The organism is Massilia sp. YIM B02763, assembly GCF_030412015.1.
GTDB lineage: Bacteria > Pseudomonadota > Gammaproteobacteria > Burkholderiales > Burkholderiaceae_D > Telluria.
The window spans coordinates 98036-121199 of the sequence record NZ_JASNRD010000016.1 but is presented as its reverse complement, the minus strand read 5'-3'; the positions used below and the strand labels follow the sequence as shown (position 1 = coordinate 121199).

Genomic DNA, 23164 nt, shown 5'->3' with positions numbered 1-23164 from the left:
TGACCGGCAGTAAACTTGAGCGTGGGAACTAAAAATCGATGCTCTTGAGCAACGAGCAATAATGAAAAACGCGCCGGCAAGCGGCGCGTTCATTCGACAGGACGATGCGGCAGCGCGCTTAGCGGCTCAGCACGCGGCGTCCGACCTTGTACAAGCCGCCCAGCGCCAGCGGCACGACGGCGGCGCCGACGCCGACCAGCACGATCGTCGTCAGGTGGTCGCGCACGACCGGGATATTGCCGAAGAAGTAGCCGCCCGTAACCAGGCTCGCCACCCACAGCACGGCGCCCGTCACGTTGTACATCTGGAAGCGCGCATGGGTCATTTCCGAGATGCCAGCCACGAACGGGGCGAAGGTGCGCACCACCGGCACGAAGCGCGCCAGGATGATGGTCTTGCCGCCATGCTTTTCGAAGAACTCGTGGGTACGCCGCAGCGCATCCTTGTTCAGCCAGCGGTAGTCGTGGGTGAACACGCGGTGGCCGATCGCTCCGCCGATATAGTAATTCAGGGTATTGCCGGTGACCGCCGCGATGATCAGGAGGGCCGTCAGCAAGGGATAGCTCATCTCGCCCGTGGCGCAGAAGGCGCCCGCGATGAAGAGCAGCGTATCGCCCGGGAAAAAGAACAGCACCACGAGGCCGGTCTCGCAGAACACGATCGCAAACAACACGATGTAGACATAGACCCCGTATTGGGCGAGCAGTGCGCCCAAGGTTTTATCGACATGCAGGATCATGTCGAAAAATTGCATCAGATCCATAATTATCCTAAACGGTAGCGCAGCATGATACCACCGCTCCAAGCCGGATATGGCAAAACGCGCAACGACAACCGCAGAGAATTTACGGCGCACCCGATGGCCGGACTGGCAGCTTTCCGGATTACAATCTTCGCCACATTAACCACGATGGGTTCGCCGTGCGCGGGCCGGGGAGCATCAATGACGCCTTACCGAACGATCCACCGCATCCTGCTGCTGGGCGCCTGCGCGCTGCTGGCGTCCACGGCCACGGCGGCGGCCAGCGCCGCCGGCAAGGAACTGCCGCCGAAGCCGAGCGTGTCCGACATCGTCAAGGCATCCAAGCCGGCCGACTGGCGTGCGCTCGACCCGGACAACACGCTGTACATGGAGATGCCCTGGGGCCGCGTGGTGATCGAGCTGTCGCCTGTGTTTGCGCCGAATCACGTCAAGAACATCAAGGCCCTGGTGCGCAACCACTATTTCGACGGCCTGGCCATCGTGCGCGTGCAGGACAACTGGGTCGTGCAATGGGGCGACCCGAACGACGAGAACGACAAGGCGCGCCCCGTGAAAGGCGCGCACAAGACCTTGAAAGCCGAATTCACCGTGCCGCTGGCCAACGACAAGCACTTCGTGCGCCTGCCGGACGTCGACGGCTATGCGCCCCAGGTCGGCCATTCGGACGGCTTTCCCGTCGGACGCGACCCGAAGACGGGCGAGACCTGGATCGCGCACTGCTACGGCAGCGTCGCCGTGGCGCGCGACAACGATGCCGACAGCGGCGGCGGCACCGGCCTGTACGCCGTCATCGGCCCGGCGCGCCACCTGGACCGCAACCTGACCGTGGTCGGCCGCGTGATCTCCGGCATGCCCGAGCTGGCGGCACTGCCGCGCGGCCCGATGCCGATGGGCTTCTACGAGAAACCGGAGCAGCAGGTGCCGATCAAGTCGGTGAAGGTCGCCGCCGACGTGCCTGCCGCGGAGCGCAGCAAGTTCGAGGTAATGCGCACCGAAACCGCCACCTTCCAGGCCGTGGTCGACGCCCAGCGCAACCGCGGCGGCCCGTTCACGAAATTCTCGGCCGGCCACATCGACCTGTGCGCCGTGCCGATTCCCGTCCGCGAGCAACCCTGACTTTCCTCAAACCGGGGTCAGAGCCAGGGTCAGAGCCCCGATTTTGGCAACTACCCCGGATTAACTACCCCAGATTAATTTCCGAAAACCGGGCTCTGACCCCGGCTCTGACCCCGGTTTGGGAAAAATCAAACGGGGGCGTTGAGCCTGCGGGGCGTCAAGCTATAATGGCTTGATGAACGCCCCGGTCTCCACCCATCGCCCCATCCAGCAGCTTCCCGATCAGCTCATCTCGCAAATCGCCGCCGGCGAGGTCGTCGAGCGGCCTTCCGCGGTCGTCAAGGAGCTGCTCGAGAACGCCCTCGACGCGGGAGCGACCCAGGTCACGGTCCGCCTCGAGGAAGGCGGCGTCAAGCGCATCGCCATCACCGACAACGGCAAGGGCATCCCGCCCGAGGAATTGCCGCTGGCCCTGGCCCGCCACGCGACCTCGAAGATCGCCTCGCTGACCGAGCTGGAAAACGTGAGCACGCTGGGCTTCCGCGGCGAGGCGCTGGCCTCGATCGCCTCCGTCGCCGCCGTGAAGATCACCTCGCGCACGCGCGACGCCGCCCACGCCTGGGAGATCGTCGGTTCGCACCAGGGCACGGTGACGCCCTCGTCCGGTCCGCACGGCACCACCATCGACGTGCAGGACCTGTACTTCAATACGCCGGCACGGCGCAAGTTCCTGAAATCCGAACAGACCGAATACGGCCACTGCGCCGAGGTCGTGCGGCGCATCGCGCTGGCGCGGCCGGACGTGTCGTTCAGCCTGACGCACAACGGCCGCACGATCGACCACTGGAACGTCAGCGAAGCGGCCAAGCGCAGCGCCCAGATCCTCGGCAACGATTTCGGCGAGGCGCGCCTGCACCTGGACGAGTCGGCCGGCCCGCTGCGCCTGCACGGCTATGTCGGCCTGCCGACGGCATCCAAGTCGCGCGCCGACAGCCAGTATTTCTACGTGAACGGGCGCTTCGTGCGCGACAAGCTGCTCGTGCACGCCGTCAAGGCCGCCTACGAGGACGTGCTGCACGGCGACCGTTTTCCGTCCTACGTGCTGGCGCTGGAGCTCGACCCGGCCATGGTCGACGTCAACGTGCACCCGTCCAAGATCGAAGTGCGCTTCCGCGACAGCCGCGCAGTGCACCAGTTCGTGTTCCACGCCGTGCAGCGCGCGCTGGCGCAGACCTCGGCCACGGCGCACGGCAACGCGCCGGCGCCCGTGAGCGCGGCCGAGATCGCGCCGTCGAGCACCTCGCTGGACCGCTTCGGCGGCCTCGGTAACCTCGGTGGCACCGGCGGCTTCGGCGCCGCCCGCAGCGGTGGCGGCGGTGGCGGTGGCGCTGGAGGTGCCAGCCCGGCCTGGCGCCGCCCGCACGAACAGACCTCGTTCGGCGCGCAATTGTCGCCGACGTTCTCGCCGTCGCCCTTCCCGCCCGGCAGCCGCTGGGATGCGCCGGCCGGCGCCGGCGTGCCGCAGCGCACGGAGAGTTATGGCGCCCTGTTCGCCGATGCCAAGGCCGCCGATGGCGCGAATCCATCCCGTTCGGTGCAGGACATCGCGCTGGCGCCGGCCGTCGCGCCGGCATCGGACGACGACTTCCCGCTCGGCTTCGCCCTGGCCCAGCTGCACGGCATCTATATCCTGGCCCAGAACCGCAAGGGCCTGGTGCTGGTCGACATGCACGCTGCCCACGAACGCATCCTGTACGAAAACCTGAAGAACGCGCTCGACGCCCAGGCCGAGGGCGAGCAGATGCAGGTGCAGCAGATGCTGATCCCCGTGACCTTTTATGCGGACGCGATCGAGGTCGGCACCGCCCAGGAAGAACAGGAAACGCTGAAGGCGCTCGGCTTCGACATCGCCGCCGTCTCGCCGACGACCCTCGCCGTGCGCGCCGTGCCGATCCTGCTGAAGAACGCGGACGCCCAGACGCTGGCGCGCGACGTGCTGCGCGACGTGCGCGAATACGGCGGCTCGCGCGTGCTGATCGAGCGCCGCAACGAACTGCTGGGCACCCTCGCCTGCCACACGGCCGTGCGCGCCAACCGCATCCTGACGACGCCCGAGATGAACGCCCTGCTGCGCCAGATGGAAGCGACGGAACGCGCCGACCAGTGCAACCACGGCCGCCCGACCTGGGTGCAGCTGGAAATCGCCGCCCTCGACAAACTGTTCCTGCGCGGCCAGTAAGACACACGATGACGATGCAAGACAAACCGCTGGCCGTGGCCATCATGGGCCCCACCGCGTCCGGCAAGACGGCCGCTGCCCTGGCGATCGCCAGGGAAATCCCGGCCGAGATCATCTCGGTCGATTCCGCCCTGGTGTACCGCGAGATGGACATCGGCACGGCGAAACCCACGGCCGAGGAACTCGCGAGCGTGCCGCACCACCTGATCGACATCATCGATCCGCTGGAAAGCTATTCGGTGGCCCAGTTCCGCGAGGATGCGATCCGCCTCGTCGGCGAGATCGCCGCGCGCGGCCGGCTGCCGCTGCTGGTGGGCGGCACGATGATGTACTTCAAGGGCCTCGTCGACGGCCTGGACGACCTGCCGACCGCCGACGCGGCCGTCCGCGCCCGCATCGACGCCGACGCAGCCCGCCTGGGCTGGCCGGCCCTGCACGAACGCCTGCGCGCGCTGGACCCCGTCACCGCGGAGCGGCTGGCGCCGAACGACGCCCAGCGCATCAACCGGGCGCTGGAAATCATCGAACTGTCGGGCAAGCCGATGTCCGAATTGCTGGCCCGGCGCGAACGGCCCGAGCTGCCGTTCGACCTCGTCTCGTTCGCGCTCGAACCATCCGACCGCGCCGTGCTGCACCGGCGCATCGCGCTGCGCTTCGACCAGATGCTGGGCACGCGCGACGACACCGGCATCGTGGCCGAGACGGCCCGTCTGCGCGCGCGCGGCGACTTGTCGCCGAACCTGCCGTCGATGCGCTGCGTGGGCTACCGCCAGTCGTGGGAATACCTGGACGGCACGATCGACCGCGCCGGCCTGCGCGAGACAGGCATCGTCGCCACGCGCCAGCTGGCCAAGCGCCAGCTGACCTGGCTGCGTTCGATGCCGGACCGGATCGCGCTCGACTGCCTGGACCCGGATCCAGCCCGCGCCATGCTGGACCGTTTGGCGACGTTGCGCACCCGACACGGGTAGACAGAAACATCCAGACGGGGTAGCCTTGACACTTTCGGGGGCCGGCGGCATAATGCACCCCGCTTTNGCCATGCTGGACCGTTTGGCGACGTTGCGCACCCGACACGGGTAGACAGAAACATCCAGACGGGGTAGCCTTGACACTTTCGGGGGCCGGCGGCATAATGCACCCCGCTTTGGTGATATAGCTCAGCTGGTTAGAGCACAGCACTCATAATGCTGGGGTCGGTGGTTCAAGTCCACCTATCACCACCAGGATTTCTAAAAAAATGGCCTGGCTTTTCAGAGCTGGCCATTTTTTTTTGACAAGTTGTTTGCAGATTAGCGGTGATATAGCTCAGCTGGTTAGAGCACAGCACTCATAATGCTGGGGTCGGTGGTTCAAGTCCACCTATCACCACCAGGATTTCTAAAAAAATGGCCTGGCTTTTCAGAGCTGGCCATTTTTTTTTGACAAGTTGTTTGCAGATTAGCGGTGATATAGCTCAGCTGGTTAGAGCACAGCACTCATAATGCTGGGGTCGGTGGTTCAAGTCCACCTATCACCACCAACAGCGTGAAACGGCTCGCTTCGCAAGAAGCGGGCCGTTTTCATTTCAGCCCCGTCCCGCCTTCTGCAAATCCTTCGGCAACTGGTACACCGGACAATAACGGTACGTCGCGCGCTCGCCCTTGATGACTTGGGTGAAGGTCAGCGCATCCTGCACGACGATCTGCTGGCGCTGCGTGAAGCGCGGCGCGGGACCGGCGCCGGCATCGATGCAGCTCTGGTCGACCGTATAGGTCTTGCCGCGGCGCGAGCGCACGGTGGCCTTGCAGGCGCGGGTGTGGGCCGTGCTGATCCCCTTGCCGTCGTACTGGCGGATGGCGGCATTCGACGGCGAGCCGCAGTCCGTGTTCTGTTCGACGAAGATGCCCGGCTTGAGCTTGTAGACGCCGCCCGGCTTGGGCGAGGTGTCGACGCTGGCGTGGGCGGATGCTGCCGCCGCGAGGACGGCGATGGTGGCGATGTAAAGTTTCCTCAAGATCATTACCTCATGCTTATCATATGACCCGAGTCTAGCCGATCCCGCGCCGCCGCCGCGTTCGCCTGGTTCAGGCGGGACCGACGTCCGCGTCCTCGCCCAGCGCGAATTCGCCGCGCTCGAAGGCGGCCAGCACGGCCTGCGCCTGGTCCAGGTAGTCGCGCGGCGCCAGGATGCGCACGCCGCCCAGCGCAGGCGCCAGCAGCAGGTCGGTCTGCATCAGGTGGGCGTCGGCCAGCACGGCCGGGATGCCCGACGCGACCAGGCAGCCCTGCACCAGGCTGGCCTGCATCGGGATCAGGTAGCGCGCCACCTCGAACAGGTCGCGGCCAGGGATGGCCTCCAGTTCGGGCACGCCGGCAAGCGGCGCAGCGGCTGCTTTGTGCATCGTGGTCTCCTCGTATCGCCAATGGTTCATCTTACCCCGGCCATCGCAGCCAGGCCGGCACGGTCGACAATAAATACAGCACCACGCCGATCATGCCGCCGACGATGGTGCCGTTGATGCGGATGTACTGCAGGTCCTTGCCGATATTGAGCTCCACCTGGTGCGACAGCGCGGCGCTGTCCCAGTGCTTGACGGTGTCGGCGATGTGGCGCGTCAGGAAGCCGGCGAATTCGGGCGCCGCGCCGCGCGCCGCCAGGTCCAGGCTCTCGTTGAGCGAGGCGCGCACCTGCGGGTCGTCGGCCAGCATGCGGCCGACCCAGGCGCCGCTGGCGACGAGGCGGCGGTGCAGGGTCGAATCCTCCTTGTCCAGGTCGGCCTTGATCCAGGCCTTCAGGTCGCCCCACAGCGCGCCGATGTAGCCGTTCAGCGTCTCGTCGCCGACCAGGTAGCGCTTGATCTCTTCCCCCTTTTGCGCGAACGCCGGGTCGGCCTGCAGGCGCGCGATGAAGTCCTCGATAAACGCGTCGAAGCGCTGGCGCAGCGGGTGCGCGGGGTCCTCGTCGACGCGCTTCAGGATGCCGGCGGCCAGGCGCACCGTGATGTCGGCGCCCTTGCGGCCGATGAGTTCGGACGGCAGCATCTTTTCCATGAACGCGTATTCCTCGCGCAGCCAGTCGACGATGCCCTGGGCGATGGCGGCCTGCGTGTCCTCGTTGTCCAGCAGGCGGGCGAGCTGGCGGATGCCTTCGTCGAGGATTTCCTGGTGGCGCCGCTCGCGCGTCAGGCTCTCCAGGATGGTGCCGGCCGTCTTCGACAAATCGACGCCCTCGATCATGCCGTGCACGGCGCGGCGCACGAATTGCTGCACGGGCGCGTCCTCGATGAAGTCCAGGGCCCAGCTGCCCATGCGCACCAGGTAGCTGCCCAGGCGCTCCGTATTGGCGGGCGCCACCAGCCAGTCGGCCACCTTCTGCGCCGGGTCGTGGCGCCGGATCAGGCCCACGATGGATTCCGTGTCGAGGAATTTCTCTTCGACGAAGGCGGCCAGGTTGTCGGCGATGCGCTCCTGGTTGGCGGGGATGATCTCCGTGTGGCGCGACACGAAGGGAATCGGGATGCGCTTGAACAGCGCCGTCACGGCGAACCAGTCGGCCAGCGCGCCCACCATCGCGGCCTCCGCGAAGGCCTCCAGCAGGCCGCTCCACCACGACGCGGGGAGCGCCAGCGCGACGGCGAACAGCACGGTCGCGGCGACGAAGAAGGCAAGCGCGAGGCGCTTGCTGCTGCGCAGTTCCAGTTCCTTGTCCCTCATCCCCTCCACGCGTGTCTCCACTTGGCAACTCTTCCAGTCTCCATCCTAGCCCAGCGCCCGGACGGGAGGCGCACCGGCTTGCTTCATCCACAACAAAGGCACGCAATTCTCGGTCATCCGCGTGTATTTCACGTCGATTTCACGGCAATTTTCAGTTTTTTGGTCGATTTCCGCCCATCCGCAAAGTTCGTCCCTTATACTGAAAAAGTTTATTGACAAGGAGACCACCACGGATGGAACACAACATCAGTTTGATCACCACGATCGCCGCCGCCCTCGGGCTCGGCCTGCTGCTCGGCATGCTGGCCGTGAAGCTGCGCCTGCCGGCGCTGGTCGGCTATCTCGCCGCCGGCGTCATCATCGGTCCGGCCACGCCGGGCTTCGTGGCCGACGTGCAGCTGGCTTCCCAGCTGGCCGAGATCGGCGTGATGCTGCTGATGTTCGGCGTGGGCCTGCACTTCTCGCTCGACGACCTGATGGAAGTCAAGGGCATCGCCCTGCCCGGCGCCATCCTGCAGATCGCCGTCGCGACCCTGCTCGGCATGGGCCTGGCCCATTGGTGGGGCTGGAGCATGGGCGCGGGGCTCGTGTTCGGCCTGGCGCTGTCGGTGGCGAGCACGGTGGTGCTGCTGCGGGCGCTGGAAGACCGCGGCGAGCTCGATTCCTTCAACGGCCGCATCGCGGTCGGCTGGCTGGTGGTCGAGGACCTCGTCACCGTGCTGGTGCTGGTGCTGCTGCCGGCGCTGGCCGGCGTCCTGGGCGGCAAGAGCGAAGGCGGCGGCGGTTCGCTGTGGATGGCGCTGGGCACCACGCTGCTGCAGGTCGGCGCCTTCGTGGCGCTGATGCTGATCGTCGGCCGCAAGCTGTTCCCGTGGTTCCTGTGGCGCGTCGCCAAGACCGGGTCGCGCGAGCTGTTCACGCTGGCCGTGATCGCGGCGGCCGTCGGCATCGCCTACGGCTCGTCGCACCTGTTCGGCGTGTCGTTCGCGCTGGGCGCCTTCTTCGCCGGCATGGTGCTGCGCGAGTCGGAGCTGAGCCACCGCGCCGCCGAGGAGACGCTGCCGCTGCGCGACGCGTTCTCCGTGCTCTTTTTCGTCTCGGTGGGCATGCTGTTCGACCCGCGCGTGCTGGTCGAGAGCCCGCTGCAGGTGCTGGGCGTGCTGGCAATCATCCTGTTCGGCAAGTCGCTGGCCGCCTTCGCCCTCGTGCTGGCGCTGCGCTATCCGCTGAACACGGCGATCACCGTCTCGGCCAGCCTGGCGCAGATCGGCGAGTTCTCCTTCATCCTGGCCGCGCTGGGCATGTCGCTGGGCCTGCTGCCGGAAATGGGCCAGAACCTGATCCTGGCCGGCGCCATCATCTCGATTGCCGTCAATCCACTGATGTTCAAGACGGTGGGCCCGCTGCAGGACTGGCTGCGCAAGCGCTCGCCGCTGGCGCGCCAGCTGGAACGCTCGACCGACCCGCTGGCCGAGCTGCCGATGTCGGTCGAACACGACCGCCTGACGGGCCAGGTCGTGCTGGTCGGCTACGGCCGCGTGGGGCGGCGCATCGCCGACGAGCTCACCCGCGAGGGCGTGCACTTCGTCGTGGCCGAGCAGAACCGCGACATCGTGGAAGAGCTGCGCAAGCGCGACCAGCCGGCCGTCGCCGGCAACGCGGGCGAGCCGGCGGTGCTGATCCAGGCGCACATCGCGCGCGCCTCGATGCTCGTCATCGCCACCCCGGACACTTTCCATGTGCGCGCGATGATCGAGACGGCGAAGGCGCTGAACCCGGCGATCCGCTGCGTGGTACGCACCCACAACGAGGAAGAGGCGCGCCTGCTGCGCGAGGACACGGGGGGCACCGTGTTCATCGGCGAGCACGAACTGGCCAAGAGCATGACCCGGCACGTGATCGAGACGCTGGAGAATGCGCCGGTGGTAGGCGCGCATTGAAATTGCAGAGCGCGTTGGACGCGTGGACGGCAAGCCGTCCACGCGTCAAGCGGCGTAAAAAAAACGGCGGACATCGCTGTCCGCCGCCGCAACCCGGGCGCGGCACGCCCGGGAACCATCAACCATTCGTTCGGCCTTACGCCACCGCCTCCTCGGCGCACAGCGTGAGGTTCACGGCGCGCGGCGCATCCAGGCCGGCGCGCAGCGTGTCTTCGTGTTCCGCCAGCAGCGCGAACACGGCATCCTTCGACAGCACGTACTGGTCCAGCAGCGTGTCCTTGAGCGCCACGATCACCTTCTCGTAGTCGCGGATCGCGTCCAGCGTGTAGCTGTACAGCTCGTCCGACTTTTCCTCGACCTGGCGCAGCGTGTGCTCGCCGCTGGCGTCGTTCTGCAGCTGGCTGTAGTCGATCTTGGCGCGCGAGTACATCGACAGGCGGCCCACCATCAGGTTCAGCATCTTGGTGATCTTCTCGATGTCGTTCTGGCTGCCCACCGAGATGCCGCGCGCGCCGTAGAACAGCTCTTCGGCCGCCACGCCGCCGTACAGGCCGATCACGTCGCGCTCCAGCTCTTCCAGCGTGCGCAGCGACATGTCGTCGCCCGACTGCAGCACGTAGCCCAGCGCGCCGATCTTCGACACCGCTTCCGTGCTGATCTTGAGCAGGTGCGATTTTTCCTTCACTTCGGCCAGGCTCAGGCCCTGGCGCAGGAACGGGTCGATCTGCATGAAGAAGTGGCCCAGTTCGTGCACGGCGATGCGCTCGCGCTGCTTGTGCTTCTCGGCCGTGGTGGCGCGGTCGGTCAGGCCGATGGTGGCGCGCTCGTAGGCACGGAACAGCAGGTCGGTATTGATGATCGCCTTTTCCTGGATCGACAGCATCGACGCGCGCTCGACCACGGTTTCCAGCAGCGCCGGGCTGAGGTTCTGGGTGATTTCGGCGACCTGGTCCAGGTCGAGGTCGTTCCAATCGACGAGGCCATCCTTCTTGCGCGCCAGGAAGCTGCGCAGCAGTTCACGGCGCTCGGCCTTGTTCGGCAGGCGGAAGTTGATCTTCACCGAGAAGCGGCGCAGCATCGCTTCGTCCATCTCGGTCGAGGCATCGTCGAAGTTCGAGGCGACGACCCAGATCACGCCCTGGCCCTTGTCGCTCTTCACGCCGTCCAGCAGGCCCAGCAGGGTATTGGCGGTGTCGTCTTCCCATTTCTTTTCGCTGCGGCCGCGCGGCATGAACAGGCTCTGCGCCTCGTCCAGGAAGATGATGCAGCGGCCCTTGCTCGATGCCTTGCGGTACAGCGCGTTCAGCGCCTTCGAGCCGCCGCCCACGTAGCCCGATTCCAGCGCCGAGCCGGACGCCTGGATCAGCGGGATGTCGAGGCGCTTGGCCAGGTAGCCGACCAGCTTGGTCTTGCCGGTACCCGCGGGACCGGTCAGCATCACGTTGAACGGCTTGTCGATATTGTGTTCCTGGTAGATCTCGCGGTTGCGGATCATGTCTTCCAGGTGCAGCACTTCCTGCTTGATGTCTTCCATGCCGATCAGGTCGTCCAGGCTGCCCTTGAGCTTGTCCGGCGAAATCATCTGGGCACTCGCGCCCATGCCCGGGATGCCGAACTTGATCGCGTACAGGATCACCAGCAGTACGGTGATGTCGAGTGCATGGCGCTTCATGAAGTCGACGGCGTCGGTGCCGAAGTTCTCGCCCTCCTCCTCCAGCACGGCCTTGTGGCTGGCCAGGAAGTCGTCCTTGGCGATCGAGTACGGAATCGCGTTCTTGAGCAGCACTTCGCGCTCGAGCGACAGGTGCGAGGTGCTCGGCACCTTCACCACGTGCAGTTGCGGCGCATCCTTGAACTTGTAGACGTAGCGCGGCGAATCCGACAGCGGCTTGGCGATGAGCAGGTAGTCCAGGCGCTCCTTGCTGGCGGCCAGCTCCGTGATCTCGGCGATGTTCTGCGAATGGACGACCGGCGCCGTGTCCTGGGGCACGTTGGCCTTGTAGATGAACCAGCCGGTCAACATGCCCAGCACGATGGCGGTCAAGATCCGAACATAAACATTCTTGAAGGCAATTTGAAGTTGGGCAAATTTCGGCATATCGATACTCTGCAAAAAACGAAGGGTGTGATGCTCGTGGTCTTGCTTGCCTTCCAAAGTGCCGGATGGACGAGAAAGGCGGGCGGTGCGGAACCGCTTGGGGTATTCAAACGTGTACGTTTGATATTGTTTTGATGCCCTAAGGCAATAGGAATATGGAGACTATACCCGCAAAGAAAAGGAAGGTGTATACCGTGCGGAGAAAAAAACGTACGGCGCAACATCCATGATCAGACTGCCAATGAAAACCTTTGCACTTCAGGTATTTCCGATAAGCGATGGGCAAGAAACGATGCAAATTTTGCTTAATCATCAATCACTTGATGCATCATTGCTTACTTTTGTTTTCTTTCAAAAACATAAAAATTTCCATGGAATTATTAAGCTGTAACAACACGTAACGGGCGCAATGCGGAGCGCATCTTTGCTATGCTGAATATCGGCCGACGCATTCGTAATCGATCTATAAAGCAATTAGTTTCTTTGTTTTATTGGAACCCGATTGCGATGCAATATTCTCGTGCCGAAGCCACGTCACCAGGTTCCGCCAGCTTTGTCGAAGGAATGACCGTGAAACGATATGCACTTGCTTTAACGCTCAGCTTGTTGTTTGGCGGCGCCGCACAGGCGGCCGCCATCGACCTCGACACGACCCATGCGGGCGTTCGCGCCTACCGTGTGGCCGACCTGTCGACGGTGCACCGCACCGAGGTGGTGGCACCACCGCCATCCTCGATGTCCGAACTTCCCGAACCGGAAGTCTTTGCCATGATGCTGGTCGGCCTGATCCTGATCGGCTACCGGGCCAGCCGCGTCAGCAGCGAGAAGTTCAAATAAGGGTGTGAGCAGCAGACAGCTTCCGCCGACCGGCGCTTTCGCATGACGCGCAAGCGGGCCGCAAGGCCGGGTCGATGGAACGGAGAAACGACGGCGCCACTGGCGCCGTCGTCATTTTCGGAAGCTGCCTCAGACAGGGGCCTCGTTGCACAGCGCGTACAGCTTGCTGAGCGTGGCCCAGTTGCGCGAGGTGGTGGCGTCGCCCAGCTCCTTGCCCAGCGTGGCCGCGGCGGCGCTGTCGAGGATGCCGTCCGGGCACCAGACGTAGATCGCGCGTTCGCCCAACGCCACCGCGCCGGGATGCCAGTCGCGCCGGCACAGCGCCTCGATCGCCGCGTGCGCATGGTTGTGGCCGAGGATGAAGATCAGCAGGCGCGCATCGTCGCACGCCATCTCCAGCAGCGGATTGGCGGCCACGATCGCGGCCAGCTCCTCGCTGTCCAGCACCAGCGTGCGCGCCGCCACGCCCAGCTTGAGCACCAGCGCTTCCTCGATCTCCGTCGCGACCGCCTCCTGCGGTTTCGCGGGACCGCTGAAGACCACGTTGCCGCTGTTGAGCACGCTGCGCACCTCGGTATAGCCGAGGTCGCCGATCAGCTTGCGCAGGTCGGCCATCGCCACGCGTTTCGCGCGTCCCACGTTGACGCCCCTGAGCAGGGCAATGTAGCGTTTGCTGGTCATGTGCCATGGTACCGTGCCGGCACGCGGGATGGCGCACCGGGCCGCGGCTTTCTCCTTATTTGACGAGGCCTTCCTCGCGCAGCGCCTGCTGCACGGCCGGGCGCTCCGCGACGCGCTGCATATAGGTCGACAGGCGCGGCCACGGGGACAGGTCGAAGTGCACGAGGCCGGCCCAGGTCAGCACCGTAAACAAATAGGCGTCGGCCACCGAGAACTGCGTGCCGAGCAGATAGTCGCGTCCGTCCAGCTGGCCGGCAACCCATTCCAGGCGCTGGCGCAGCGCGGCGCGTGCGGCTTCCTTCGCTTCCGGCGTCGCGGCCGCGCGGAACAGCGGGGTGAAGCTCTTGTGCAGTTCGGCCGAGATGAAGTTCAGCCATTCGATCAGGCGGTAGCGTTCGAGGGTGCCGTGGGCGGGGGCCAGCTGGCGGTCCGGCGCCAGGTCGGCGACGAACTGGACGATGGCCGGGCCTTCGGTCAGCACGGTGCCGTCCTTCAGCTCCAGCGCCGGCACATAGCCCTTGGGATTGATCGCCAGGAAGTCGGCGCCGGCGGCGGTGCGCTTGCTGCCCAGGTCGACGCGTTCCAACGTGTAGTCGAGGCCGGCTTCGGCGAGGGCGATGTGGGAGGCAAGCGGGCAGGCGCCGGGCGCGAAATACAGTTTCATGTCTTTCCTATCTAATCGTGGCTGATGTCGTGCGATGCCGACGGCAAGGCCCTGGCGAGCATACAATAGAACCATCGGGCAGCGCACGGCCCTGCCGATCGATCATAGCCGAATGGTATGATCCGCCAGATTACAAAAAGGAAAGAAATCGCATGACTGCCACCTTGCCGCCCACCGATCCGGCCGCCGTGCAGGCACGGCTCGACGATCTGTTCCGTAGCATCGACCCCGACGCTCCCGCCGACCGCGCCAGCGCGCTGCTGCGCCGCTACGTCGAGGACTACCGCCTGCAGCGCGACGCCGTCCCGGCGGCCGGCGCCACGCCGGAGGTACCGTGATGAAGCGCATTACCGTGGAGGAACTGGCGGGCGGCGTGCAGGACCTGCCCTCGCTGCCGGCCATCGTCATGGAGCTGCTGGCCAGCATCGAGCAGGAAGACGTCGACATCTCCGTGCTGGCGAAAAAGGTCTCGTACGACCAGGCCTTGACGGCCAATACGCTGCGACTGGCCAATTCCTCGGCCTATGGCCTGCAGGTAAAGGTGACCACGATCCAGCAGGCGATCACCTACCTGGGCTTCCAGAGGATGCGCAACCTGATCACGGTGGCCGCCGTCGGCGGCTGCTTCCCGAGCGGACGCTGCCCCGGTTTCGACGACAAGGCGTTCTGGCGCCATTCGATCGCCACCGCCGCCTGCGCGCGGGCGCTGGCGCGGCGCATGCGCTTCAACCAGGACATCGCCTTCACGGCCGGGTTGCTGCACGACATCGGCCGCCTGGTGCTGGTGACGGGCCATCCGGAAGCCTACGGCGACGTGCTGGCCTGGCGCGCGGCCCACCCGGCCGAGTGGCGCGAGGCGGAATCCGCCGTGCTGGGCGTGGACCACGTCGACGCCGGCCTGGCGCTGGCCGCGCATTGGAATTTCTCTGGCACCATGTGCCAGGCAATCGGTTTCCACCATGCGCCGGACACCCCTGGTGCCGGCTTCCTGGCCACGATCGTGCACGTGGCCGATGCGATCGTCCACGCCCTCGACCTGTCGGGCGAGAAGGATGACGTGGTGCCGCGCCTGTCGAACGTGGCCTGGGATGCGATGGGATTGAATGAAGAAGCCTATCTGCACCTGTTCCGGGAAACCGAAACGCAGCTAGGCGAGATGTCGGCCATCCTCATGGTCTGAGGCTGGCCCGGGTGACGGCGACGGAAACGGTCCGCAAGGACCTTCCGCCGCCGGGTCGCGCCGAAGGCATGACAGGACCGGCTGTCATGCCCACGGCATCAGTGCGCATAGTTGCCGGATTTGCTGCTTGCCTCGTCGGCCTGGGCGCCCTGCTGGGCTTGCGGCTGAGCTGCCTGTTGCGCGGCCTGCTGGGCTGCCTGCTGGGCTGCCTTCTCTTCGGGCTTCGGGCGGCCCTGGGCATCCGACAGGCGGTACTTGGTACGGCGGTCGCCCATCAGGTCGCGCAGGTCGCGGATGCTCATGCCGGTCACTTCGTGCATGCGGATCAGCAGCGAAGCGCCGACCGGCAGGCGGTGGTGACGGATCTTGCTGATCACCGGAGGAGCGACTTCCAGCATGCGCGACAGCGCAGCGTCATTCTTCAGCTGCATCTTGCCCAGCAGGATGTCCAGCAGATGGTTCGGGTTGTAGCTTTCCTGTGATGACAGAGCATGGTGTGCCATGATTTCCTCGTGAGTGGTTAAAATAGTTCTTTTACGAACTGTGTTAATGACTAACTTTCGTCAACATAAGTTCCCGGTACCGTTACCGAACGTTCAAGCAGACTGGTCTGTCTGAACCGCACGGCACGCGCACCGGACCGCGTGCGCTCCCTTGTCGGAAACCCCACCGGACGCTGTGTCCGCCGAAGCTTCCACTTCCCAAGCACACTTGTTTTTCGAACAAATTATCAAACTCATATGTCCGGTCCAACCACGACCTGGACACAGAATTCATTAGCCGAAATCAAGCTATCGCTGGGAAAGCTTGTCACATAGTCATTTCAGCACATGGTGACAGATTGTGGCGCACGCAAGAGTTTTTTTGCGCTAAGTTTGCAATTGCCGGTCAGCAGGAACTATTTGATTTGCTTGAGGAAATTAATGTTGAGCCCTCCTGACAAGGTTAAACATAACATCTGGAAATGAATTTTCAAGAAGACACAATGTAACCAATCGTATCAAAAGATCAGTTTTTATAAATAGCATTGCCATAAGGTATGGAAACCGGTGCCGCGCGCCTCGCTGGGGGGGCGTTTCCGATTTACGGTAAACTGGCCTTCCATTGTCAAAGCATCAGCACCAGCACAGACACCAGAAGCATTCCATGCAGAAAAAAGTATTCATCAAGACCTTCGGCTGCCAGATGAACGAGTACGACTCGGACAAGATGGCGGACGTGCTCGGCGCCGCCGAAGGACTCGTACGCACCGACACCCCGGACGATGCCGACGTCATCCTGTTCAATACCTGCTCGGTGCGCGAAAAGGCGCAGGAAAAGGTGTTCTCCGACCTGGGCCGCCTGAAGGAGCTCAAGCGCAACAAGCCCGGCCTGGTGATCGGCGTGGGCGGCTGCGTGGCGTCGCAGGAAGGCGAAGCCATCGTCAAGCGCGCGCCCCACGTGGACGTCGTGTTCGGACCGCAGACCCTGCACCGCCTGCCGCAGATGATCGAGATGCGCCGCCACACGGGCGCGGCCCAGGTCGACATCAGCTTCCCGGAAATCGAGAAGTTCGACCACCTGCCGCCGGCCAAGGTCGAGGGTCCGGTCGCCTACGTGTCGATCATGGAAGGCTGCAGCAAGTACTGCAGCTACTGCGTGGTGCCCTATACCCGCGGCGAGGAAGTCTCGCGCCGCTTCGAGGACGTGCTGACCGAGGTCGCCGGCCTGGCCGCCCAGGGCGTCAAGGAAATCATGCTGCTGGGGCAGAACGTGAACGCCTACCGGGGCGTCATGGAAAGCGGCGAAGTCGCGGATTTCGCGCTGCTGCTGGAATACGTGGCCGAGATCCCCGGCATCGAGCGCCTGCGCTTCGTCACCAGCCACCCGAAGGAATTCACCCAGCGCCTGATCGACGCGTACGCGAAGATCCCGCAGCTGGTCAACCACCTGTACCTGCCCGTGCAGCATGGCGCCGACCGCATCCTGCAGGCCATGAAGCGCGGCTATACGGGCCTGGAATACAAGTCGATCATCCGCCGCATCAAGGCGGTCCGCCCCGACATCGCGATTTCCTCCGACTTCATCGTCGGCTTCCCGGGCGAGACGGATGCCGATTTCGAGGCCATGATGAAGCTGGTGGAAGACGTCGGCTTCGACAACAGCTTCAGTTTCATCTTCAGCAAGCGCCCCGGCACGCCGGCCGCCAACCTGGACGACGACACCCCGCACGAGGTCAAGCTGGCGCGCCTGCAGCGCCTGCAGGCCCTGATCGACGCCAACACGCGCAAGACCAGCGCCGCCATGGTCGGCACCGTGCAGCGCGTGCTGGTCGAGGGTCCGTCGAAAAAAGGCGGCGGCGAACTGCAGGGCCGCAGCGAGAACAACCGCGTCGTCAACTTCTTCCCGGGCGACCTCGGCGAAGCACTGGTCGGCCAGCTGGTCGACGTGCGCATCACCGAGAGCCTGGATTACTCCCTGCGCGGCGACCTGGTCGCCAGCATTGATACGATTGCCAAAGCCAGTTGAAAACCCAAACGCCCACCCAGCCCTCGTACTTCATCCCCGAGCCGCTCGACAACACGCGGCTTGCCCACCTGTGCGGTCCGCTCGATGAAAACCTGCGCCAGATCTCGGCCGCGCTGGACGTGACCATCTTCCGCCGCGGCGAGAAATTCATCGTCAGCGGAAGCAACGCCGAGCGCGCGGTCGAACTGCTGGAACGCTTCTACGGCGTGGCCGACAAGGTCGTGCCGCTCGAGGAAGTGCAGCTCGCGCTGGTCGAACAGCGCTCCGGCATCAAGCCCAAGGCGGCCGAGCCGGCGCCTTCCGCCAAGGAACCGGGCGAAACGCTCACCGAGGAGGAAGAGCGTGCCGAAGCCGGCGTCGACGACGATCCGGCCGACCTGGTCAGCCCGGTGCTGAAGACGCGCCGCACCGACCTGCGCGGCCGCACCGCGCACCAGATCCGCTACCTGAAGGCCGTGCTCGAACACGACATCAGCTTCGGCATCGGCCCGGCCGGCACCGGCAAGACCTACCTGGCCGTGGCCTGCGCCGTCGACGCGCTCGAGCGCGACGCCGTCAAGCGCATCATCCTGACCCGTCCCGCCGTCGAGGCGGGCGAGCGCCTGGGCTTCCTGCCGGGCGACTTCTCGCAGAAGGTCGATCCCTACCTGCGCCCCCTGTACGACGCGCTGCACGACCTGCTCGGCTTCGACCGCACCCAGAAGCTGTTCGAGAAGGGCGTGATCGAGATCGCCCCGCTGGCCTTCATGCGCGGGCGCACGCTCAACCACGCCTTCGTGATCCTGGACGAGGCCCAGAACACGACGGTCGAGCAGATGAAGATGTTCCTGACCCGGATCGGCTTCGGCAGCAAGGCCGTCGTCACCGGCGACGTCACCCAGGTCGACCTGCACAAGACGCAGAAGAGCGGCCTGGTCGATGCGATGCATGTGCTGAAGGACGTGCGCGGCATCGCCTTTACCCAGTTCTCCAGCGCCGACGTGGTGCGCCACCCGATGGTGGCGCGCATCGTCGACGCCTACGAGAAAGCGGCCGCCATCCAGGAGATCGGCGACCTGTCCAAACCTGCGAGCCCCCGCCATGCAAGAAAAAAACCATAAGCTGGAACTCGACGTCCAGTACGCCGACACCCGCCTCGAAGCCGAGATCACCCCGGAAATGATCGAGCGCTGGGTGCGCGCCGCCCTGCTCGGCCCGGCCGAACTGGCGATCCGCTTCGTCGACGCCGCCGAAGGGCAGCTTCTCAACCGCGACTACCGCGGCAAGGACTACGCCACCAACGTCCTCACCTTCGCCTACAACGAAGGCGCCCAGATCGACGACGACGAGCCGACGCAGGCCGACATCGTCCTGTGCACCGACGTGCTGCAGCGCGAGGCCGAGGAACAGAAGAAGACGGTCGAGGAACACACGGCGCACCTGGTGGTGCACGGCGTGCTGCACGCCCAGGGCTTCGACCACGAGACGGACGAGGAAGCGGAAGAGATGGAGCAGCTCGAGCGCGACATCATGGAAGCGCTCGAGTATCCGGATCCGTACGCGGACAACGAATGATCGGCGGTTCGGTGGGCACGTGGTGCCCACCCTACGATGCCGTTTCGGTACCTGTAACGTTAATGATGCCGTAGGGTGGGCACCACGTGCCCACCATCGCACGCCGCATTACGCTTTCTTCAACTGCTCCCCGATCGGCAGCTTGCGGATGCGCGTCCCCGTCGCCGCGAACACCGCATTCGACAGCGCCGGCGCGATCCCCGCCGTCCCCGGCTCGCCGATCCCGCCCGGCTCGTCGCCGCTCTTGACCAGGTGCACCTCGATGGTCGGCGACTCGTTCATGCGCATCACGCGGTAGTCGGAAAAGTTCGTCTGCTGCACCCTTCCCTTGTCCAGCGTGATCTGGTCCCACAATGCGGCGCTGGCGCCGAACACGATGCCGCCCTCCATCTGCGCGACGATGGTGTCCGGGTTGATGTTCTGGCCGCAGTCGACCGCGCACACGACGCGGTGCAGCTGCACGTCGCCGTCGGGGCCCACCGACACTTCCGCCACCTGCGCCATGTAGCTGCCGAAGGCGAACTGGGTCGAGACCCCGCGCCCGACCTTGCGCCCGGCGATGGGTTTGAGGGGCTTGCCCCAGCCGGCCTTCTCGGCCGCCACGTTCAGCACCGCCAGCGTACGCGGCGACTTCTGCAGCAGGGCGCGGCGGAACGCCACCGGGTCGGTCTTGCTCGCGAACGCCAGTTCGTCGATGAAGCTTTCCACGACGAACACATTGTGGGTCGGCCCCACGCCGCGCCAGAAGGCGGTGGCCAGGCCCGGCGGCTCGTGGCGCACGTATTCGACGCGCATGGCGGGAATCGTGTACTGCAGGTCGGCCGCCGCCTCCACCGCGTCCGGATCGACGCCGTTCTTGACCAGCGGCGGAGCGAAGCGCGCCATGATCGAGGAACCCGTCACGCGGTGGAACCAGGCCGACGGTATGCCCTTCTCGTCCAGCTTGGCCGACATGCGGTCCACGTAATACGGGCGGTACATATCGTGCTGGATGTCTTCCTCGCGCGTCCACACGATCTTCAGCGGGCCCTTGTGCAGCTTGGCGAAGGCCACCGCCTGGATCACGTTGTCGACCTCGAGCCGGCGTCCGAAGCCGCCGCCGAGATAGAAATTGTGGACCTTCACCTTCTCGATCGGCAGGCCGGTCAGCTTGGCCGCCGCGCCCTGGGCCAGCGCCGGCACCTGCGTGCCGACCCACAGGTCGCAGCCGTCCTGGCGCAGGTCGACCGTGCAGTTCATCGGCTCCATCGTCGCGTGGGCCAGGAAGGGCACCTCGTAGATGGCGTCGATGCGCCTGCCGCCGGACGCGTCCAGCACCTTGAGCGCGTCGCCCTCGTTCCTGGCCACGGCGCCCGTGCCCTGCGAGACCTTCATCATGTCGGCCACGATGGATTGCGTGCTGACGGCGGCGTTGGCGCCGTCGTCGAAGCGCGGCGCGGCGGCGGCCAGGCCCTGCTTGGCGGACCAGAAATTGTCGGCCACGACGGCCACCGCGCCCTCGATGCGCAGCACCTGGCGCACGCCCTTGACCGCCATGGCCTTCTGCTCGTCCACGGCCGTGACCTTGCCGCCCATGACGGGCGAGGCGGCCACCGCCGCGATCCCCATGTTCGGCAGGCGCGCGTCGATCCCGAACAGCGCCGAGCCGTTCACCTTGGCGGGGCTGTCCAGGCGCTTGAGCGACTTGCCGATCAAGGTGAAGTCGGCCGCGTCCTTCAGCTTGACGGTGGCCGGGAAGTTCAGCTTGGAAGCGGCGTCGACGACCTCGCCGAAGTGCATGGAGCGGTTCGAGCCGTCGTGGCGGATCGTGCCGGCCACCACCTTCAGTTCGCCCACCGGCACCTTCCACTGGTCGGACGCGGCCTGCACGAGCACCGTGCGCACCTTGGCGCCGGCCTCGCGCAGCGGCTTCCACGCCGCCCGCACCGAGGTCGAGCCGCCCGTCACCTGGCCGCCCAGCATGGGGTCCGCATACAGCGTGTTGTCGGCAGGCGCCTGTTCCAGCTTGACCTTGGTGAGGTCGGCGCCCAGCTCCTCGGCCAGCAGCATCGGCATCGAGGTGAACGTGCCCTGCCCCATCTCGACCTTGTGGATGATCAGCGTGACGATGCCTTCGCGGTCGATGCGGATGAAGGCGTCGTGGGCAAGGCCCGGCGGCTGGTTCGACACGGCCGTCGCGGCCTGGCCGACCGCCTGTTCCGGCGGCGGTTCCTTGCGGTCGCCTTCCGGCTTCTTGCTGCAGCCGAACAGCGAAAAGCCGAACAGCAGCGCGCCGCCACCGGCCGCGCCGGCCTTCAGCAACTGGCGCCGACCCTGCGACTTCGGCGGCTGGGCGTCCTGGGTATCCTGGGTATCCTGGGGTTCCTGGGTCATCTGGTCCATGTCCGGTCTCCTCAGGCAGCCGCGATCTTGATCGCGCGGCGGATGCGGTTATAGGTGCCGCAGCGGCAGATATTGCCCGCCATGGCGCCGTCGATGTCGGCATCGGACGGTTTCGGGGTCGCGTGCAGCAGCGCGGTGGCGGACATGATCTGGCCCGACTGGCAGTAGCCGCACTGCACCACGTCGAGCTGGCGCCAGGCATCCTGCACCTTGGCGCCGACCGGATCGTTGCCGATCGCCTCGATGGTGGTGATCTTCTTGCCGGCGGCGGCCGACACGGGCGTGACGCAGGAGCGGATCGCCTGGCCGTCCAGGTGCACGGTGCACGCGCCGCACAGGGCGACGCCGCAGCCGAATTTGGTGCCGGTGAGTCCCATCACGTCGCGCAGTGCCCACAGCAGGGGCATGTCGTCGGGGACATCGAGGTTGGTGGTGGTACCGTTCACGTTCAGCGCGGGCATGAGGCACTCCTTGTCATGGGGAATTGCCAATATAGACAAAAAAATGTGTGAAGTGGCGCACACATCATGCCATCCCTGTCAAAAGTCCGGCATCGCACGCGGGCTGCATAAAAAACAGGCATGGCGGCTTTTGGTGTATCCTATGGCCCATCGCAACAACGGCTTCATGCCAACTATGCCTGAGCACCCTGCTGACGTCCGAACGGACGCCAAAACCCACCGGTCGCTGTTCGAACGGCTGACCGCGCTGATCTCCCCTGAGCCAGAAAACCGCGCCGAGCTGCTGGAAGTGCTGCACGACGCCCACGAACGCAACCTCATCGACGCCGACGCCCTCTCCATGATCGAGGGCGTGTTCCAGGTCTCCGACCTGTCGGTGCGCGACATCATGGTCCCGCGTTCGCAAATGGACGTCATCGACATCTCCAAGCCGATCGAGGAGTGGCTGCCGATCATGCTGGAAACGGCCCACTCGCGCTTCCCCGCCATCGAAGGAGAGCGCGACAAGGTGGTCGGCATCCTGCTGGCCAAGGACCTGCTGCGCTACTACGCCGAGGAATCCTTCGACGTGCGCAAGATGCTGCGCCCGGCGATCTTCATCCCCGAGTCGAAGCGCCTGAACGTGCTGCTGCGCGACTTCCGCGCGAACCACAACCACATGGCCATCGTCGTCGACGAATACAGCGGCGTGGCCGGCCTCATCACCATCGAGGACGTGCTGGAACAGATCGTCGGCGACATCGAGGACGAATACGACTTCGACGAGGAAGAGGACAACATCCTGTCGATCAAGGAAGGCCAGCACGGCCCGCGCTGGCGCGTGAAGGCGCTGACCGAGATCGAGCAGTTCAACGAGGAACTCGGCGTCGACCTGCCGGACGACGAAGCGGATACCATCGGCGGCCTGGTGGCCAACCACCTGGGACGCATGCCGCACAAGGGCGAGGTGTTCGACCTGGAAGGCCTGCGCTTCGAGGTGCTGCGCGCCGACGCGCGCCAGATCCACGTGCTGCTGGTCGAGAAGCTGCCCGACGTCGACGAGGAACAGGACTGACCCGCAGTACCGCCCCGCCATGCGCCCCTTCCCGGGGCGTTTTCATTGGAA

Annotated in this window: 20 protein-coding genes, 3 tRNA genes and 1 pseudogene; 14 read left to right on the top strand and 10 right to left on the bottom strand. The window is 65.2% G+C overall.

The window, feature by feature from the left end; all coding sequences use genetic code 11:
• Nucleotides 1-118 precede the first annotated feature (118 nt).
• Nucleotides 119-763, bottom strand: a complete 645-nt coding sequence (locus QPK32_RS19240) for a VTT domain-containing protein (RefSeq protein ID WP_290414404.1) — start codon at nt 761-763, stop codon at nt 119-121.
• Nucleotides 764-943: 180 nt separating this feature from the next.
• Between QPK32_RS19240 and QPK32_RS19235 the strand changes: the two genes are divergently transcribed.
• The 6 genes from QPK32_RS19235 (at nt 944) to QPK32_RS19210 (ending at nt 5580) form a co-directional block, all read left to right on the top strand.
• Complete coding sequence (locus QPK32_RS19235) at nt 944-1879, top strand: peptidylprolyl isomerase (protein ID WP_290414403.1); 936 nt, start codon at nt 944-946, stop codon at nt 1877-1879.
• Nucleotides 1880-2054: 175 nt separating this feature from the next.
• On the top strand, nt 2055-4058 hold the full coding sequence (gene mutL / locus QPK32_RS19230; RefSeq protein WP_290414402.1) for a DNA mismatch repair endonuclease MutL: 2004 nt from the start codon (nt 2055-2057) through the stop codon (nt 4056-4058).
• 14 nt (nt 4059-4072) lie between these two features.
• Nucleotides 4073-5029 (top strand): tRNA (adenosine(37)-N6)-dimethylallyltransferase MiaA, encoded by a 957-nt coding sequence (gene miaA / locus QPK32_RS19225; RefSeq protein WP_290414432.1) that lies wholly within the window; start codon nt 4073-4075, stop codon nt 5027-5029.
• A 178-nt stretch (nt 5030-5207) separates the two neighbouring features.
• Nucleotides 5208-5284 (top strand) — tRNA-Met (locus tag QPK32_RS19220).
• Nucleotides 5285-5355: 71 nt separating this feature from the next.
• Nucleotides 5356-5432, top strand: a tRNA-Met gene (locus QPK32_RS19215).
• Nucleotides 5433-5503: 71 nt separating this feature from the next.
• Nucleotides 5504-5580 (top strand) — tRNA-Met (locus tag QPK32_RS19210).
• A gap of 45 nt (nt 5581-5625) precedes the next feature.
• Here the strand turns inward: QPK32_RS19210 and QPK32_RS19205 are convergent.
• From QPK32_RS19205 to QPK32_RS19195, 3 genes are all read right to left on the bottom strand, one after another.
• Nucleotides 5626-6054: a hypothetical protein gene (locus tag QPK32_RS19205; RefSeq protein WP_290414401.1), complete on the bottom strand. Its 429-nt coding sequence runs from the start codon at nt 6052-6054 to the stop codon at nt 5626-5628.
• Between the two features lie 70 nt (nt 6055-6124).
• Nucleotides 6125-6442, bottom strand: a complete 318-nt coding sequence (locus QPK32_RS19200) for a putative signal transducing protein (RefSeq protein WP_290414400.1) — start codon at nt 6440-6442, stop codon at nt 6125-6127.
• A 31-nt stretch (nt 6443-6473) separates the two neighbouring features.
• Nucleotides 6474-7754 carry a DUF445 domain-containing protein gene (locus QPK32_RS19195; protein WP_290414399.1) on the bottom strand — a complete coding sequence of 427 codons (1281 nt, stop codon included), beginning with the start codon at nt 7752-7754 and terminating at the stop codon, nt 6474-6476.
• A gap of 233 nt (nt 7755-7987) precedes the next feature.
• On the opposite strand from QPK32_RS19195, the gene ybaL reads away from it, so the two are divergent.
• Complete coding sequence (gene ybaL, locus QPK32_RS19190) at nt 7988-9694, top strand: YbaL family putative K(+) efflux transporter (protein ID WP_290414398.1); 1707 nt, start codon at nt 7988-7990, stop codon at nt 9692-9694.
• 136 nt (nt 9695-9830) lie between these two features.
• Here the strand turns inward: ybaL and QPK32_RS19185 are convergent, their stop codons facing one another.
• The gene (locus tag QPK32_RS19185; protein ID WP_290414397.1) at nt 9831-11792 is read right to left on the bottom strand and encodes an AAA family ATPase; all 1962 of its coding nucleotides are present in this window, start codon (nt 11790-11792) and stop codon (nt 9831-9833) included.
• 429 nt (nt 11793-12221) lie between these two features.
• On the opposite strand from QPK32_RS19185, the gene QPK32_RS19180 reads away from it, so the two are divergent.
• Nucleotides 12222-12629, top strand: a complete 408-nt coding sequence (locus QPK32_RS19180) for a hypothetical protein (protein ID WP_290414396.1) — start codon at nt 12222-12224, stop codon at nt 12627-12629.
• Nucleotides 12630-12758: 129 nt separating this feature from the next.
• Here QPK32_RS19180 and QPK32_RS19175 read toward each other — a convergent pair whose 3' ends face one another.
• Nucleotides 12759-13310: a DUF1697 domain-containing protein gene (locus QPK32_RS19175; RefSeq protein WP_290414395.1), complete on the bottom strand. Its 552-nt coding sequence runs from the start codon at nt 13308-13310 to the stop codon at nt 12759-12761.
• Nucleotides 13311-13365: 55 nt separating this feature from the next.
• On the bottom strand, nt 13366-13974 hold the full coding sequence (gene gstA, locus QPK32_RS19170; protein WP_290414394.1) for a glutathione transferase GstA: 609 nt from the start codon (nt 13972-13974) through the stop codon (nt 13366-13368).
• A gap of 152 nt (nt 13975-14126) precedes the next feature.
• Here gstA and QPK32_RS19165 point away from each other — a divergent pair, with 152 nt between their 5' ends.
• Both QPK32_RS19165 and QPK32_RS19160 read left to right on the top strand, forming a co-directional pair.
• Nucleotides 14127-14312, top strand: a complete 186-nt coding sequence (locus QPK32_RS19165) for a hypothetical protein (protein WP_290414393.1) — start codon at nt 14127-14129, stop codon at nt 14310-14312.
• Nucleotides 14312-15154 (top strand): HDOD domain-containing protein, encoded by an 843-nt coding sequence (locus tag QPK32_RS19160; RefSeq protein WP_308632606.1) that lies wholly within the window; start codon nt 14312-14314, stop codon nt 15152-15154. The genes QPK32_RS19165 and QPK32_RS19160 overlap by 1 nt, the downstream gene beginning before the upstream one ends.
• Nucleotides 15155-15345: 191 nt before the next feature.
• Here the strand turns inward: QPK32_RS19160 and QPK32_RS19155 are convergent.
• Nucleotides 15346-15657: pseudogene (locus tag QPK32_RS19155) on the bottom strand (hypothetical protein); the annotation flags it as partial.
• A gap of 643 nt (nt 15658-16300) precedes the next feature.
• On the opposite strand from QPK32_RS19155, the gene miaB reads away from it, so the two are divergent.
• Genes miaB through ybeY form a run of 3 tightly spaced genes read left to right on the top strand, consistent with a single transcriptional unit; the run spans nt 16301 to nt 19216 of the window.
• Nucleotides 16301-17662 (top strand): tRNA (N6-isopentenyl adenosine(37)-C2)-methylthiotransferase MiaB, encoded by a 1362-nt coding sequence (gene miaB, locus QPK32_RS19150; RefSeq protein ID WP_290414390.1) that lies wholly within the window; start codon nt 16301-16303, stop codon nt 17660-17662.
• On the top strand, nt 17659-18762 hold the full coding sequence (locus tag QPK32_RS19145; protein WP_290414389.1) for a PhoH family protein: 1104 nt from the start codon (nt 17659-17661) through the stop codon (nt 18760-18762). Before miaB ends, QPK32_RS19145 begins: the two co-directional genes overlap by 4 nt.
• A complete protein-coding gene (gene ybeY / locus QPK32_RS19140) occupies nt 18743-19216 on the top strand; it encodes an rRNA maturation RNase YbeY (protein ID WP_290414388.1) in 474 nt (157 codons plus the stop codon). The genes QPK32_RS19145 and ybeY overlap by 20 nt, the downstream gene beginning before the upstream one ends.
• Nucleotides 19217-19324: 108 nt before the next feature.
• On the opposite strand, the gene QPK32_RS19135 is transcribed toward ybeY, so the two are convergent.
• Both QPK32_RS19135 and QPK32_RS19130 read right to left on the bottom strand, forming a co-directional pair.
• Nucleotides 19325-21589 (bottom strand): molybdopterin cofactor-binding domain-containing protein, encoded by a 2265-nt coding sequence (locus QPK32_RS19135; protein ID WP_374046770.1) that lies wholly within the window; start codon nt 21587-21589, stop codon nt 19325-19327.
• A gap of 20 nt (nt 21590-21609) precedes the next feature.
• Nucleotides 21610-22059: a (2Fe-2S)-binding protein gene (locus QPK32_RS19130; RefSeq protein ID WP_290414386.1), complete on the bottom strand. Its 450-nt coding sequence runs from the start codon at nt 22057-22059 to the stop codon at nt 21610-21612.
• A 175-nt stretch (nt 22060-22234) separates the two neighbouring features.
• Here QPK32_RS19130 and QPK32_RS19125 point away from each other — a divergent pair, with 175 nt between their 5' ends.
• Nucleotides 22235-23113, top strand: coding sequence for an HlyC/CorC family transporter (locus QPK32_RS19125; protein WP_290414431.1), 879 nt, complete (start codon nt 22235-22237; stop codon nt 23111-23113).
• Nucleotides 23114-23164 lie beyond the last annotated feature (51 nt).

Bases quoted from the DNA above. Each gene is read 5' to 3' on its own strand.
- QPK32_RS19240 (WP_290414404.1), bottom strand. From the start codon at position 763: ATGGATCTGATGCAATTTTTCGACATGATCCTGCATGTCGATAAAACC.
- QPK32_RS19235 (WP_290414403.1), top strand. From the start codon at position 944: ATGACGCCTTACCGAACGATCCACCGCATCCTGCTGCTGGGCGCCTGC.
- mutL (WP_290414402.1), top strand. From the start codon at position 2,055: ATGAACGCCCCGGTCTCCACCCATCGCCCCATCCAGCAGCTTCCCGAT.
- miaA (WP_290414432.1), top strand. From the start codon at position 4,073: ATGCAAGACAAACCGCTGGCCGTGGCCATCATGGGCCCCACCGCGTCC.
- QPK32_RS19200 (WP_290414400.1), bottom strand. From the start codon at position 6,442: ATGCACAAAGCAGCCGCTGCGCCGCTTGCCGGCGTGCCCGAACTGGAG.
- QPK32_RS19195 (WP_290414399.1), bottom strand. From the start codon at position 7,754: ATGAGGGACAAGGAACTGGAACTGCGCAGCAGCAAGCGCCTCGCGCTT.
- ybaL (WP_290414398.1), top strand. From the start codon at position 7,988: ATGGAACACAACATCAGTTTGATCACCACGATCGCCGCCGCCCTCGGG.
- QPK32_RS19185 (WP_290414397.1), bottom strand. From the start codon at position 11,792: ATGCCGAAATTTGCCCAACTTCAAATTGCCTTCAAGAATGTTTATGTT.
- QPK32_RS19180 (WP_290414396.1), top strand. From the start codon at position 12,222: ATGCTGAATATCGGCCGACGCATTCGTAATCGATCTATAAAGCAATTA.
- QPK32_RS19175 (WP_290414395.1), bottom strand. From the start codon at position 13,310: ATGACCAGCAAACGCTACATTGCCCTGCTCAGGGGCGTCAACGTGGGA.
- gstA (WP_290414394.1), bottom strand. From the start codon at position 13,974: ATGAAACTGTATTTCGCGCCCGGCGCCTGCCCGCTTGCCTCCCACATC.
- QPK32_RS19165 (WP_290414393.1), top strand. From the start codon at position 14,127: ATGACTGCCACCTTGCCGCCCACCGATCCGGCCGCCGTGCAGGCACGG.
- QPK32_RS19160 (WP_308632606.1), top strand. From the start codon at position 14,312: ATGAAGCGCATTACCGTGGAGGAACTGGCGGGCGGCGTGCAGGACCTG.
- miaB (WP_290414390.1), top strand. From the start codon at position 16,301: ATGCAGAAAAAAGTATTCATCAAGACCTTCGGCTGCCAGATGAACGAG.
- ybeY (WP_290414388.1), top strand. From the start codon at position 18,743: ATGCAAGAAAAAAACCATAAGCTGGAACTCGACGTCCAGTACGCCGAC.
- QPK32_RS19135 (WP_374046770.1), bottom strand. From the start codon at position 21,589: ATGACCCAGGAACCCCAGGATACCCAGGATACCCAGGACGCCCAGCCG.
- QPK32_RS19130 (WP_290414386.1), bottom strand. From the start codon at position 22,059: ATGCCCGCGCTGAACGTGAACGGTACCACCACCAACCTCGATGTCCCC.
- QPK32_RS19125 (WP_290414431.1), top strand. From the start codon at position 22,235: ATGCCTGAGCACCCTGCTGACGTCCGAACGGACGCCAAAACCCACCGG.